The 14463-nt window shown below is 42.7% G+C and carries 11 protein-coding genes and 2 pseudogenes; 1 reads left to right on the top strand and 12 read right to left on the bottom strand.

Annotated features, from left to right (window positions below):
• Nucleotides 1-54: 54 nt before the first annotated feature.
• From F9B85_RS07690 to F9B85_RS07680, 3 genes are read right to left on the bottom strand one after another with little or no spacing between them, the layout of a single operon-like run.
• Entirely contained in the window at nucleotides 55-1713 is a 1659-nt protein-coding gene (locus tag F9B85_RS07690) for a sigma-54-dependent transcriptional regulator (RefSeq protein WP_170270314.1), read from the bottom strand.
• Nucleotides 1685-2659, bottom strand: coding sequence for a hypothetical protein (locus F9B85_RS07685; RefSeq protein ID WP_151619816.1), 975 nt, complete (start codon nucleotides 2657-2659; stop codon nucleotides 1685-1687). Before F9B85_RS07685 ends, F9B85_RS07690 begins: the two co-directional genes overlap by 29 nt.
• A gap of 30 nt (nucleotides 2660-2689) precedes the next feature.
• Nucleotides 2690-2878 carry a hypothetical protein gene (locus tag F9B85_RS07680; RefSeq protein ID WP_151619815.1) on the bottom strand — a complete coding sequence of 63 codons (189 nt, stop codon included), beginning with the start codon at nucleotides 2876-2878 and terminating at the stop codon, nucleotides 2690-2692.
• A 938-nt stretch (nucleotides 2879-3816) separates the two neighbouring features.
• On the opposite strand from F9B85_RS07680, the gene F9B85_RS07675 reads away from it, so the two are divergent.
• Nucleotides 3817-4644, top strand: a complete 828-nt coding sequence (locus F9B85_RS07675; protein WP_151619814.1) for an Asp23/Gls24 family envelope stress response protein — start codon at nucleotides 3817-3819, stop codon at nucleotides 4642-4644.
• A 135-nt stretch (nucleotides 4645-4779) separates the two neighbouring features.
• Here F9B85_RS07675 and F9B85_RS07670 read toward each other — a convergent pair whose 3' ends face one another.
• The 9 genes and pseudogenes from F9B85_RS07670 to sdhB form a co-directional block, all read right to left on the bottom strand.
• Nucleotides 4780-6186: a pyruvate carboxylase subunit B gene (locus F9B85_RS07670; RefSeq protein WP_151619813.1), complete on the bottom strand. Its 1407-nt coding sequence runs from the start codon at nucleotides 6184-6186 to the stop codon at nucleotides 4780-4782.
• Nucleotides 6187-6213: 27 nt separating this feature from the next.
• Nucleotides 6214-6942, bottom strand: coding sequence for a biotin/lipoyl-containing protein (locus F9B85_RS14975; RefSeq protein WP_341474384.1), 729 nt, complete (start codon nucleotides 6940-6942; stop codon nucleotides 6214-6216).
• 39 nt (nucleotides 6943-6981) lie between these two features.
• Complete coding sequence (locus F9B85_RS07660; RefSeq protein WP_151619812.1) at nucleotides 6982-8517, bottom strand: acyl-CoA carboxylase subunit beta; 1536 nt, start codon at nucleotides 8515-8517, stop codon at nucleotides 6982-6984.
• Between the two features lie 30 nt (nucleotides 8518-8547).
• A pseudogene (gene mce, locus F9B85_RS14600) lies at nucleotides 8548-8931 on the bottom strand (methylmalonyl-CoA epimerase); the annotation flags it as partial.
• Nucleotides 8932-8979: 48 nt separating this feature from the next.
• Nucleotides 8980-9363: pseudogene (locus F9B85_RS14595) on the bottom strand (cobalamin B12-binding domain-containing protein); the annotation flags it as partial.
• 21 nt (nucleotides 9364-9384) lie between these two features.
• On the bottom strand, nucleotides 9385-11058 hold the full coding sequence (locus F9B85_RS07650) for an acyl-CoA mutase large subunit family protein (RefSeq protein ID WP_151619810.1): 1674 nt from the start codon (nucleotides 11056-11058) through the stop codon (nucleotides 9385-9387).
• Between the two features lie 327 nt (nucleotides 11059-11385).
• The gene (sucD, locus tag F9B85_RS07645) at nucleotides 11386-12249 is read right to left on the bottom strand and encodes a succinate--CoA ligase subunit alpha (protein WP_151619809.1); all 864 of its coding nucleotides are present in this window, start codon (nucleotides 12247-12249) and stop codon (nucleotides 11386-11388) included.
• A gap of 2 nt (nucleotides 12250-12251) precedes the next feature.
• Nucleotides 12252-13379 (bottom strand): ADP-forming succinate--CoA ligase subunit beta, encoded by a 1128-nt coding sequence (gene sucC, locus F9B85_RS07640; protein WP_151619808.1) that lies wholly within the window; start codon nucleotides 13377-13379, stop codon nucleotides 12252-12254.
• Between the two features lie 335 nt (nucleotides 13380-13714).
• Nucleotides 13715-14461 carry a succinate dehydrogenase iron-sulfur subunit gene (sdhB, locus tag F9B85_RS07635; protein ID WP_151619807.1) on the bottom strand — a complete coding sequence of 249 codons (747 nt, stop codon included), beginning with the start codon at nucleotides 14459-14461 and terminating at the stop codon, nucleotides 13715-13717.
• Nucleotides 14462-14463 lie beyond the last annotated feature (2 nt).

Here is a 14463-nt window from a genome sequence, read left to right as displayed (position 1 = left end):
CTTTTTACAGGTAACTATAGTCATATTTTCAAAAAGTAAACTTCTTATGTTTATTCAAGACCTTCTTCGTCGACCCACATGGCTGATCTGATATTTTTGCATCCTCGAAGCAAGGGAAGCTCTGGTCATACCTAGAGCACGAGACGATTTATTCTGATCGCCTTCAAAACGTTCTAAAACGTATTCAATCAATTTTTTTTCAATATCTTCTACAAAGATAGTTTCTTTTTCTAATAAGAGAGTAAATCCTGGTCCTCGAATTACTTTTTTTTCTGTTCCTGCTACATATTCAGCTAAGTCAGCTTCACCTGCTTCTTCTGCTAACTCATAAATCACTCTGTCTTTATGCAAATCTTTAGCCCTTACTTTGCTCCCTTGCTGATTTTCTATAACTGTACTTTCGTCTATTGCAGAGCTATCTGATCTTCTATCTACTCTTCTATCTGTGCTTCTCTTCTTTCTTGCTTCTGATAAAATATCTTTTATTGATTCTTCTTTGGTCTGTTCACGAAAGCCTTGGCCTTGACCTTTTTCTCTATCTTGTACCGCTTGCAACCTTTCTTCCGCACTATAGGGTAGATAAAAGTCCTGGCGATCAATCCATTCTTCCTGACAAAGTAACAAAGCTCTTTCTACTACAGTAGCTAACTCTTGTACATGACCTGGCCACGGATAGGCTTCTAAAGCCGACATAGCGGCGGCTGTAAAACCATGAATACGACCCGTAGGGTCAAAGCGTTTGAGGAAATGATGGGCCAAAGGTGATATATCTTCCACACGTTGTCGCAAAGGTGGGAGAAATACAGGAATTATTTTTAAATGGTAATATAGATCTTCTCGAAAACGCCCAGCTCTCACTAATTGTCCCATATTCAAAGTTGTCGATGCAATAAATCGAATATCAACTACTTTTTCTTTTTGGCTCTTCGCAGGACGAAAAAAACGTCTATTTAACACTTCAACTAAGCGAGCTTGCAAAGGAAGAGAGAGAGAAGTTATTTCTTTCAAGAAAAGAGTGCCACCCTGAGCAAGTAGGAGCGCACCTTGCCGGCTATGGTCTTCTGCCTCCCAACCAAATAACTCACCTTCTGCCATTTTGGCTGGCACTGCCGAGCAGTCAAAAATAATTAAGGGCTTTTCGCGCCGCTTACTCTTATAATGCAGAGCTCGCGCAACTGTTTCTTTGCCTGTACCTCTCTCCCCTTGTAACAAAACGGGGGCCATAGAATTAGCAACTTGTTCTACAAGCTGACTTATTGATTGCATAGCGCGACTTTGTCCAACTAAGTCGATTTCCCCATAACCTCGACCTATTTGCTGTCGTAAGTAACGAACTTCGTCTTGCAAAGCCTCCATATGTAGGGCTTTTTCTACAGTAACCCGAAGCTCTTGTAAATCAAAAGGCTTATGAATATAATCGCGCGCACCTAGTTTTAAAGCTTGTAATGTTTTTTCCAATGCACTTTGATGACTTACCACTACAATAGGCACTTGCGGGGTCATTTGTTGTAGTCGCTGTAAAAAAATAAAACCATCCCACTGATAGGCGTCGAGGTCGAGGAGTATGAGCTGTGGCATCTTCTCTTCTATCATCGGAAGACTTTCTTCTTCCGTAGCCCCTGCTCTTACATCATATCCAACAGAGCTAAGGGCACGAAAAAAAACCCACCGCATATGTTCTTCTTCAGCAATGATCAGAATTGTTGATGACACTTTTCCATCCTCCTTTCTCTTGCCATAACTTTTCATCTTCTAAAGGAAAGGCTAGGAGCAACCTTATAGCATCTTCCTTTTTACTAAATTGAAGGAGTATACGAAGCTGACAAAAGATATAGAAAGCTAATAGGTAAGCTAATTCTTCATCTATGACTGTATTTTTTTCTTGATGATCTATAATTTCTATAGGAACCATAAGGTATTGTTCTTCTTTTTCTATAGGTCCTAGATTAACTTGTCTATCTAATTGCTTAAGATAAGATAAGGCTAGCTTGACTTTTTCACCATCAGTCCATACTAGAGGCAGTGCTTCAGGATCTAGCTTTGCTGACAACTCATCTAGCGACTCAACAAATACTGCTTGAGCATTTGTTTTTATCCATAGTTCTTTTAAGTTCGTCCAGGAAAAAGAAGGCTGTCGCAACAAGCCATTATAAATTTCTTGCCAGAATTGTTCTTGCCTCATTAAAAGCTCTTGTAAACGTCGACTATATTCTTGAAGGTGAGATTGTTGCCCCACCTCTTCATCCATTATTTGTACTGTTCCTTTGAGAAAGGTCGTCTGTTTCATCATCCATAGTTGTAAAAGAGTCAAAAAAAGATGGTTTTCCTTGAAAACCAGAGGGTTCTTTTCTGAACTTATCTCAGCAGAGTCACACTGGTCGTCTGCACTACTATCTACTTGTTCATCATGCTTTTTATTAGTTTTCTGACTGAAAAGATTATAGAGCTCACCCTTGGTTATAAAATAAAGACTGGTCATCACAATGACCAGCATAAAAAAGCTAAATAGTCCTAACCAATAGATGGATAGGTTCATAACTACTAAATTTATGTTCATCTCCTGCAGGAGTAGGTTAAGGAGATAACCCAATAAAAAAGTTGGCACAAGAAAACCTACCCCAAGCAAAAGAAAGAAGGCTTTTTGTGTCTGGGGTCTCATCTCATTCCTCCAAACAGAAGCTTTGTATTCTTACTTATCACTGGTTTTTAACAGTAAATCCAGCTTCTCGCCGACCCGTACCATATGTCTTGCTAAGACTTCCATTTGCTTCTCTAAAACTATCACTTTTGTTTCTACATCTTCCACAACTTCTTGGATTTTACGATATTCTTCCGGTGCTATAGATTGTAAGTTTTTTTCTTCTATAGGACGGGTCATCTTTTTCATCCCCTCTATCGCTACAGTACAGAAGTATTCTATAAATTGTATGTAACATTATTTTTGGAATCTAGATCTAAGCAAGGGCCTGTCTTGCAAGAGGTTATATATTGCCTATAAAAATATATTCTTTCTCACCCAAAAGATACCTAAAAGGAAGAACTTCTTCTGCTATCAAACATAGAGACCGGAGCCTTACCCAGCTTCCGGTCTCCTAACCCTCCTCTGATATACATACAACTGCCGACTGTATGATTTTTTCATCCCTGTCTACCGGCTGTTCCCCACTGGGATTCGCCATTTTAATGAAGCGCATGGGCCGGTTAGATCATAAGGTCGCCTATTAAACTATAGTAAAAAATCTTACTTGCTCGAGCTTTTTTGGTAAACCTATTGGCTGAGAGTATTACCCTCCCGGTATAATTATCATCGCCCTCTTTCTTAATTTATCTTAATCGGTCGACCTACTGCTTCTCCGCTCTATCACCTTCCTTGGTTCTAGAGTCTGTCTAGCCTTATTGCTTTTCCGATCTTGTCGGTTTGCCGCTCAGCAAAGGGCTAAGTTTCTTCACGTTACCGGAGAAGAGCCTCAAGATCCCCACCTCTTGGCAATGTCCTTATCTGATCATCGAGCCACTGGTCTATTAGCGTCGTCGTCATGATGCTGGCACTACTGTTGCAACGTCTCCAACAGAGTACAGTTCTTTCCGAACAGCAAGTCATCACCGTAACACCTTAGCCCATTAAGCATCACCTATCTTTCATTCAAAACTCTAAGTTTATATTCGCTCTATGGAATTATTTTCCTTCTTTTTGTTTTTCTTTTTTTGATTTTTTAGTAAAAATTTTCCTCCTTCTTATTCTACCAATACACTTCTTGATCTAAAATGGTATAATAGATAAAGAAGAGAATCATTTTACAAAGAGGTAATAAAAAAATGCGTATATACGCTTTTGTGGGATCTAGTGGTACAGGAAAAAGCCATCGAGCTATTCGTCTCGCCCATGATATGAATTGCCAAGTTATAATAGACGATGGATTGTTGATTCAAGGCAACAAGATTCTTGCTGGAGTATCGGCTAAGAAGTCTGCCACTCGCATCGGTGCTATCAAAACCGCACTTTTTAATGATGAACAACATCGCCTTGATGCCATGAAAGCGTTAAAGGAACTTGCTCCTCAAGGCATTCTTATTCTTGGTACTTCCGATGGCATGGTAGAGAAAATTGCACGCAAATTAGAGCTTCCGCCTATTGAACAAATTGTGCGCATTGAAGATGTAGCTTCCACAAAGGAAATTCGTAAAGCCCGTTACCACCGCATGCAATTAGGACGTCACGTCGTACCTGCTCCCGCCTTTGAAGTAAAAAAGAAGTGGTCTGAGGGTCTCGTTAACCCTATTAAAGTCTTCTTTCGCAAAAGAGACAATGAGCGCAAAAATTGGACTGAACAGTCTATTGTAAGGCCTACTTTTACATCCCTAGGTAATCTTTCTATTGCTAGCCCTGCTGTCATTGATACTATCATTCACCAGACAGTAGCAATGGAGGGTGTTGCATCAGTAGATAAAGTTGACGTAGATTATAACGATGGTGATGTACTTATCGATATTTCTGTAAGCCTATACGCTGGCCACCCTCTCCATCGCCTCGGTAAAGCAATTCAAGATCGGGTCCACTATATCCTCGACGCCGGCCTTGGTGTTTCTGTGACAGCTGTAAATGTGCATATTGATAATGTAGTTTTTGCTGAAGAGCAAAAGTAAGACCTTGAGAAAAACCACAGAGGCCTAGCTAAAAATAAATCTAGATAGACATAAAAAAAACCGCCATCCTAGTTTTTACTAGCATGGCGGTTTTAATATTCTAAAAATGCGGTTGTACCCTCTGCGTCTCTGCCGTTAAGCTGGGTAGACTGGTTTACCGCCTTCTTCAGTAACTTCTTTGGCAAGCTTGTAATCTACACCAGTTTTACGTGATAGTCTTTCTTCCAAAAAGCCATAAGCTACATTAGGGAAGATGGCGTAGGATACTACGTCTTCTTCTTTTTGCATAACTGGTGCTACACCTTTTTTGGCATCTTCCATGCCTGGTGGAATAAGATCGGCAGGTCGGCAGTGGATTACTTCTTCATCGCCAATAACTTTTTTGCGCACTTCTTCATTAACAGGGCCTGGTGGTTGGCCATAGAAGCCTCTCATGTACTGTTTTACTTCGTTCGTAGCCATTTTGTAGCGTTCTCCTAGCAGTACGTTGAGAGCCGCTTGAGAGCCTACAATTTGGCTTGATGGTGTAACTAGTGGTGGGAAGCCAAAGTCTTCACGAACTCTAGGCACTTCATCAAGCACTTCGGGCAATTTGTGCAGTGCATTTTGTTGAGCTAACTGGGAGAGGAAGTTAGAGATCATGCCTCCTGGAACTTGGTATACCAGTACGTTGGTATCTGGTGTACCATCAGTTAAGTCAAACTCTCTATACTTTTTACGGACATCTTTGAAGTAATCGGCAATTTCTTTTAACTTGTGAAGATCTAGTCCTGTTTTGTAGCCAATACTTTCTAAGGCCACAATCATAGATTCTATGGCCGGTTGTGAGGTCGATAGGGCAAGTGAAGAGATGGCTGTGTCGACTACATCTGCTCCAGCTTCAATAGCTTTCATATACATCATGGCACCCATACCTGAAGTGTAATGAGTGTGGATTTGCACCATAACGTCTACTTCTTCTTTGATGCCTCTAACAATCTCAGCGGCAGGACCAGGCGCCATAATGCCAGCCATATCTTTGATACAGATAGAGTCTGCGCCTCGTTTTTGCAATTCTTTGGCCATATTAACGTGGTAAGCCACGTCATGAATTGGACTGATGGAGTAGGAAACAACGGCCTGCACGTGTCCGCCATACTTTTTGACATATTCCATGGCTTTTTCCATGTTCCGTACATCGTTAAGAGCGTCAAAGACACGGAAAATATCCATACCGTGCTTACAAGCGTACATGATAAAAGCTTCTAAAACATCATCAGCATAATGCTTGTAGCCAACAATGTTTTGGCCTCGCAGTAACATTTGTAGCGGTGTTTTGCAGTATTGTTTGATCGTTGCTAAACGTTCCCAAGGATCTTCGTTGAGAAAGCGCATTGTGGTATCAAAGGTAGCTCCACCCCATACTTCGAGAGAATGGTATCCTATAGAATCAATTTTTTCGACGATGGGGAGCATATCTTCGATTTTCATACGGGTGGCCAGTAGTGACTGGTGACTATCACGCAACGTAGTGTCGGTGAATCTTATGGTACCTCTTTCCATCTTCGCTTTCCTCCTGACCTTTTGGTCTTAGCCAATGATAACTAATACATCTCCCGCATTGACAGCCTGACCTTTCTTAACGCGGATATCTTTAACTGTTCCGCTTTGATCAGCTGCCATTTCGTTTTCCATTTTCATGGCTTCTAGAACAACTACCGTGTCTCCGGCATTCACTTGCTGTCCTACTGTTACTCTTACATCGATGATCGTTCCTGGCATAGGCGCTGTTACGCCTCCTCCGCCACCTGCTGGTGCAGGAGCGGCTTTCGCAGGTGCAGGAGCTTTGGGAGCTACTGGTTTTGGTACTGCCGCTTTAGGCGCACTTTTTACTGGCCCAGTAGCTGGAACTGCTGTAGCCGTAGCAGTTGGAGCAAAAGCTTCACCTTCACCAGGGATCTCCTCTACTTCTACATAAAACATTTGGTTATCAACACGAACTTTAAATCTCTTCACAAATATGTCCCTCCCGCTCTCAGGCATCGAAGATGCAACTTGCCTGGCAATGTCTTCAATAGAACGTTCCGTATTCTTTTGACCTAATGCTTCAGCACGACCTCTAGCACGCCAGCCAGTTCTACCAGACCAGGGTGAATTTGTCGTTCCTACAGCAGGGAGCACTCGAAAAGTTCTGCTACTACCTGAGCTTTTGTCTAGCTTTTCGATTTGTTCATAACATTGAGCACAGATCATGGCGGCTACTTGAGCCTGTTTTAATTTCAAGGGGCTACGAAAACCGCTTTGTCTAGTTCGTACCAATATGAACCCAACTCCTTTCCGAAGCGGGATTGTTGATGCTTATACAGGAATGTTCCCGTTCTTTTTAACTGGTCTGCTTTCACGCTTGTTAGCAAGGGCCTCTAAAGTTGCTACAAGACGACTCCGTGTTTCTCTAGGATCAATGATATCCTCTACATAACCGCGAGCTGTTGCAATAAAGGGATTGGAAACCTCGTCCCGATAACGCTGTACCATTTCCTGGCGCATAGCAATCGGATCGTCGGCATTTTCAATTTCCTTGCGGTAGATAATGTTTGCGGCCCCTTCTGGGCCCATAACAGCAATTTCAGCCGTTGGCCAAGCAAAAGCAACATCGCAACCGAGTGGTTTACCACACATGGCCAGATAAGCACCGCCATAGGCTTTGCGTAAGATAATTGTAATCTTAGGTACTGTTGCTTCAGAGTAAGCATACAGCATCTTAGCACCATGACGGATAATACCGCCATATTCTTGATTCGTTCCTGGTAAGAAACCAGGCACATCTTCGAAAGTTAACAATGGAATGTTAAATGCATTACAGAAGCGCACAAAGCGAGCAAGTTTATCAGACACGTCAATATCAAGACAGCCAGCAAGAACTTTTGGTTGGTTAGCTAAGATACCGACAGGACGGCCATTTATACGACCGAAAGCAGTAATACCATTTTGAGCCCATAGTGGCTGAACTTCAAAGTAAGAGCCACCGTCTACGATGCGCATTAAAACATCACGCATGTCGTAGCCCTGATTAGGACTATCGGGAATAATGCTTAGCAGTTCTTCAGGATCTAGTTCAGGCGCTACAGGAGCGGCCATAGGAGGATCTTCCATGTTGTTAGAAGGTAGATAAGACAATAGTGTCCGTATCTGCTGGAAGGACTCTTCTTCACTTTCAGCCAGAAAGTGAGCTACACCAGATTTCTGATTGTGCGTAAGTGCTCCACCGAGCTCTTCCGCTGAAACATCTTCACCTGTAACAGCTTTGATAACTTGTGGTCCTGTGATAAACATCCGAGAAATGCCATTGACCATAAATATGAAATCAGTTAAGGCCGGTGAATAAACAGCACCGCCTGCACAAGGACCTAAGATAGCGGAAATCTGGGGAATAACACCGGAAGAGATGGTGTTACGGTAAAAAATATTACCATAGCCATCGAGAGAGTCTACACCTTCTTGAATACGAGCGCCACCAGAGTCATTCAGACCAATGCAGGGTGCTCCGTTTTTGAGAGCTAAGTCCATAACTTTGCAGATTTTATCAGCATGGGCTTTGGAAAGAGAACCACCAGATACGGTAAAGTCTTGAGCATAGACATAGACTAGACGACCATCGATCGTACCTTGTCCGACAACAACACCTTCACCAGGGTTTTCTAAGTTGGCTAGATCTGACTTACCAACAAAAACACCAACTTCCACGAAGGAACCTTCATCGAGAAGGATTTCAATCCGTTCCCGTGCTGTAAGTTTGCCTGATTCGTGTTGTTTGGCGATCCTTTTCGGTCCTCCGCCACCTTTGATCTTTTCGCGGTATTTCTCTAGCTGAGCCAAACGTTCTTCCATGTTCAAGGGCTAGCGACCTCCCATCGATTATTGCGTTTAGTCTTCCCTCTGACAAAGCTCCACAAGATGACCAAATGTTCCCTTGGGATGTAAGAAAGCAATCATAGCACCACCAGCACCACGACGAGGTTTCTGGTCAATTAAGGGCACGCCAGCTCTCTTTAGCTCTTCTAACTTTGCTTCTAAGTTGTCAACGCGGTAGGCAATGTGGTGCATGCCTTCGCCGTTTTTGGCAATGAATTTGGCTACAGGGCCGTCGGGATCAGTGGACTCTAAGAGCTCTACTTCTGAATCACCTGTTGGTAGGAAGGCAACTTTTACTTTCTGATCGGGAACTTCTTCAATCATGGTGCATTTGATACCGATTACATTTTCATAAAAATCAATAGCCTGTTGTAAATCTTTTACGGCAATACCTATGTGATCAATTTTTTGCACTTTAGGCTTTTCTTGAGGTCCGTAAAAGTGTTCTTGAATATATCGAACCACGTCTTTGGTGGAAGCTCCTGGTGTGAAGATCGCCGGTATTCCTGCATCTTGTAAGACAGGAATATCTTCATCAGGAATAACTCCACCGCCAAGGACCAACACATCGTGAATGTTTTGTTCTCTTAATTTCTGAACTACTGGTGGGAAGAGATGTAGATGAGCACCCGACAATGAACTAAGGGCGATAACCTGCACGTCTTCTTGTATGGCTACCTCAACAATTTGATCAGGCGTTTGACGAAGTCCTGTATAGATAACTTCCATTCCTGCGTCTCGAAGAGCTTGAGCAATAACTTTAGCACCTCTATCGTGACCATCTAGACCAGGTTTGGCTACAACAACGCGAATTGGCTTGCGGTTCATAAAGACAACCCTCCTTGAAAGCTAGAAAATGATCTGTTGACGATATTCGCCATAGACGTCACGCAGGACACCGCAGATTTCACCCAGAGAAGCGTATTCTTTTACAGCCTCAATAATGACTGGCATTAAGTTCTCGTTACTTTGAGCTGTCACTCTAATCCGCTCTAAAGCCTCATGAACACGGGCATGATCACGATTTTCTTTTACATGCTTAAGTTTAGCTTTTTGGGATTCACCTAAAGCTGGATCGACTCGAAGCAGATCTTTCGGTGGCTCTTGCTTCATAATAAATTTGTTAACACCAACTACAATACGTTCTTCTGATTCTATATCTTGCTGGTATTTGTAAGCGCTTGCTTGAATCTCTCTTTGCATAAACTCAATAGCGTTAGGAGCGCCACCCATGTCGTCAATTTTGCTAATGTACTCCATAGCTTTCTTCTCAAGTTCATCCGTTAGATACTCTACATGGTAAGAACCACCTAGTGGATCAACTGTATCAGCTACGCCAATTTCGTAACCAATAACTTGCTGAGTCCGCAAAGCAATGAGTACTGATTCTTCACTAGGTAAGGCTAATGCTTCATCACGAGAGTTAGTGTGTAGAGATTGTGTGCCTCCTAGAACAGCCATTAACGCTTGATAAGCAACACGCATTATATTCACATCAGGTTGTTGCGCTGTCAAAGTAGAGCCTGCTGTCTGTGTATGGAAACGAAGCATTAAAGACTTAGGATTCTTAGCACCAAAGCGTTCTTTCATAATCTTAGCCCAGAGACGACGAGCCGCTCGGAACTTAGCTACTTCTTCAAAAAAGTTCAAGTGGGCATTGAAGAAGAACGATAGTCTTGGGGCGAACTTGTCCACATCAAGGCCTGCATCAATGGCCGCTTGCACATAAGCAATACCATCTGCTAACGTAAAAGCAATCTCTTGCGCCGCTGTAGAACCGGCTTCGCGAATGTGATAACCGGAAATAGAGATAGTATTCCAGTTCGGCACTTGCTCTGCACAGTAGGCAAAAATATCGGTAATGAGGCGCATGGAAGGCTCGGGTGGGAAGATATATGTGCCACGCGCAATATACTCTTTTAGAATATCATTCTGAATTGTACCGTTCAGTTTTTCAGCACTTACACCTTGTTTTTCTGCTACTGCAATGTACATAGCTAATAAAACAGCCGCTGGTGCGTTAATAGTCATAGAAGTAGAAACCTTGTCTAGAGGTATCTGGTCAAAAAGAATTTCCATATCAGCAAGCGTATCAATAGCAACGCCTACTTTACCGATTTCACCTTGAGCTAGGTCACTATCGGAATCATAGCCGATCTGTGTTGGTAAATCGAAGGCACAAGAAAGTCCAGTCTGCCCTTGATCTAGCAGATAACGGAAGCGTTTATTCGTCTCCTCTGCCGTACCAAAACCAGCATATTGGCGCATCGTCCAGTGACGACCGCGGTACATATTAGGTTGTACACCACGTGTATAAGGGTACTCACCAGGCAATCCTAACTTTTCATCGTGATTGAAAACACCAAGATCATCAGGCGTGTAAACAGTATCTACAGGGATATCACTATCTGTCTTAAATTCTGAGCGCCGTTCGGGGAATCGTTGAGTAACTTTAGAAACTTTGTTCTCTTTCCACTGTTCCTTTGACTGCTTCAGTCTTTCTAGTTCCTTGGGATCGAACATGAAAACATCATACCTCCCTCATGGCATTGTATATGTGAGAAGGCGATGGGCACGATCGCTACCAGGGTAGTATGTCGTACCCATCGCCTTCGGGTATCTATTTCACTTTTTCTTATCCTTTATCTGCTAAACCAAGTACCCTTAAGCAAAAAGCCTCTTTGTCGAAGACTTATATTAGTGAAGCTATCGACTTTTTTAAGACATGAACTCATTGGCAAGCACTGTGGTGTAATGACTTAGTGAGCACTTTGCCTGTGCCGTCGCCCTGTAACCCTTAGCGAACAGGTCATTACACCCCGCCTTCCCAAAAAGTTAAAGGCTAAGAGGCTATTTCAATAAGGCTTTAATCTTATCAACTACTTCATAAGGGAAAGTAGCAACTTGAGCTCCTGCTTCTGTTAGAGCCTTAACTTTGCCTTCGTAAGTGCCCTTACCGCGTTCTATAATCGCACCAGCATGTCCCATTCTTTTTCCTGGTGGTGCACTTTTTCCTGCTAGGTAGGCAACTACAGGCTTAGACATAGTTTTGATATATTCAGAAGCTTCTTCTTCTGCATTACCACCGATTTCTCCAACAAGGATAACTGCTTTAGTCTCTGGATCGGCTTCAAAAAGTTTGAGCATATCAACAAAGTTCGTGCCTGGCACGCGGTCGCCACCGAGTCCGACGACGCTTGTCTGGCCAATACCTTCACTAGTTAAAGAGCCTACAATTTCATAAGTCAAGGTTCCAGATCGAGCAACTACACCTACTGGACCTTGAGAGAAAGCTACGTTAGGCAAAATGCCAAGTTTACACTTCCAAGAAGCCATACCGAAGGTATTAGGGCCGATGATGGTAACACCTTTCATCTTAGCCCGATTAACAATAATCAATTCGTCCATCACAGGTATATGTTCTGTGATAATGACAATAACTTTGATACCTGCTTCTATGGCTTCTAAAGCCGCATCTTTACAATAAGGTGCTGGTATAAAGAGGACTGTAGCATCTATGGGATGAGCTTCTACAGCTTCAAAAACAGTTTCATAAAGCGGTACTCCTTCGTGAATACGACCGCCTTTACCAGGTGCTACACCGGCAACTACAGTCGTGCCGAACTCTTGCATCTTTTTTAGATGGAAAGTACCTTGCTTACCTGTAATCCCTTGAATGAGAACTTTAGATTGCTCATTAACTAGAATCGCCATGACTATTCAGCACCCCCAGTTTTGGAAAGATCTACAGCTTTTTGCGCCGCTGTCTTCATATCCCTGTAGGCTTCAAAGCCTGCTTCTTTCAGAATGGCAACACCTTCTTGTTCATTCGTACCGACCATGCGCACCACAACAGGTACAGGAATGCCTTTGTTTTCCTTCACATAAACGAGGGCTTTGGCAACATCATCGCAACGAGTGATTCCACCGAAGATGTTGATAAAAATTACTTTAGGATTCTGAGCTAATAGAATCTCAATAGCTTTAGCTGTTCCTTCTACACCGGTGCCGCCACCAGCATCCATAAAGTTAGCTGGTTCACCGCCGAACAATTGCACCATATCTAAAGTACCCATGGTAATTCCTGCACCATTAGCCATAACAGCAATGTCGCCACCTAATTCTACGAAAGAACCGATACCAGCATCGCGAGCTAGCTTTTCAACTTCTGTCATATCTTCATCGACATACTCAATATCTTTCTGGCGATACAGAGCACTGTCATCAATTGTCACCTTGGCATCAGCGGCAATAACTTGCTCACCTGATACGACGAGTGGGTTAATCTCTACTAGTTCTGCGTCTTTTTCAATCATGCAACGATACATTTTCTGAACAACATCACTATAACTTTTTGCTAAGGCGCCTTTTAGACCAATTTTTCTTGCTAGTTCTTTAGCCATAAAAGGTTGTAATCCCAAGAAGACATCTAGGTGAACTTTCACGATGTCTTCTTCTGCTTGTTCTTCAATATCCATGCCGCCTTTGGCTGAAGTGATCAAGACTGGTGCCTTAGATGCCCCATCAATTGTGATGGCCACATATATTTCACTTTCTATTTTCAGCTTCTCTTCGACAAGCAACCGATTTACTGGGAGACCTTGCACAGTCATTGCTAAAATTTCTTTAGCGGCACTCTTTGCTTCAGCTGGTGTATCAGCAAACTTAATGCCTCCAGCTTTACCTCTTTTGCCCGATAGAACCTGCGACTTAACAACAACAGGACGGCCGATTTCTGCGGCCACTTTCTCTGCTTCTTCAGCCGTTGTTACCATACGTCCGGACGGAACAGGGATTCCATACTGAGCGAACAGTTCTTTGCCCATGTATTCAAAGCACTTCACGGTATGAGAAAACCTCCTCGTTCATAAATACATCTTCGTAACTTAATAATAACAGCCAAAGGTTGACAAAAAAGTGTTTCTTGCCCTGGAATGTTATCGAAGATGTTGTGAAAAAAAGCATCTATGCAAAAAGGCCTGAGTTCCCGTTAACTGTGCAGAACAAAAATAAACAGACCTGATCAATGCAATACATTGCATTGATTAAGCCTGAGAATCTTCATCCCACAACAGCAAAGGAAAACTCAGGCCACATTGCTATGTCCAATTGGGGTATGACCCTGTATTATTACAGGATCATACCTCCTTAAGTTACCCCGGAATAGCTTAAATTACGCCTAGGCTCGTAAAGCTCTGGAAATCCATCGTTTTACTGTATCTTTACCCATATCAGCTATCGATGTGGTCAAAGGAATTTCTTTCGGACAAACTTGAACACAGTTCTGGGCATTGCCACAGTCACTGATACCGCCTTTGTCCATAATGGCATCTAGTCGATCATCCTTTTGCATAGACCCAGTTGGATGGGCATTAAAAAGACGAACTTGTGAAATCGCTGCCGGTCCCATAAAATCACTTTTTTCATTGTAATTAGGACAAGCCTCAGCACAGCAACCGCAGGTCATGCAACGTGAGAGCGGGTAAGCCCACTCCTGTGTCTTTGGTGCCATACGAGGTCCTGGTCCTAAGTCGTAGGTTCCATCAATGTCAATCCAGCCTTTTACTTTCTTCAAGTTTTCAAACATTTTGTTGCGATCTACATGGAGATCACGAAGTACAGGGAATTTTGTTAAAGGCTCCAAAGTAATTGGCTTTTGTAGCTGATCTACAAGAGCGGAGCAAGCTTGTTGTGGTTTACCATTAATGATCATGGTGCAAGCACCACAAACTTCTTCTAAGCAGTTGCACTCATAAACTACTGGTGCAGTCTTTTGACCGTTAGCTAAGACAGGATTTTTTTGAATATGCATCAACATAGCAATTACGTTGAGGTTTTTGCGGTAAGGAATTTCAAAATCGTCCCAGCGAGGCGATGCTTCTGGATTATCTTGTCTTTTGACTCGTAATTTTATCGTTTCTCCCATAA

The sequence above is a fragment of the Heliorestis acidaminivorans genome, assembly GCF_008933955.1.
GTDB lineage: Bacteria > Bacillota > Desulfitobacteriia > Heliobacteriales > Heliobacteriaceae > Heliorestis > Heliorestis acidaminivorans.
Note: the sequence above shows the minus strand (reverse complement) of the source record. Positions and strands in the feature narration are given on the sequence as shown.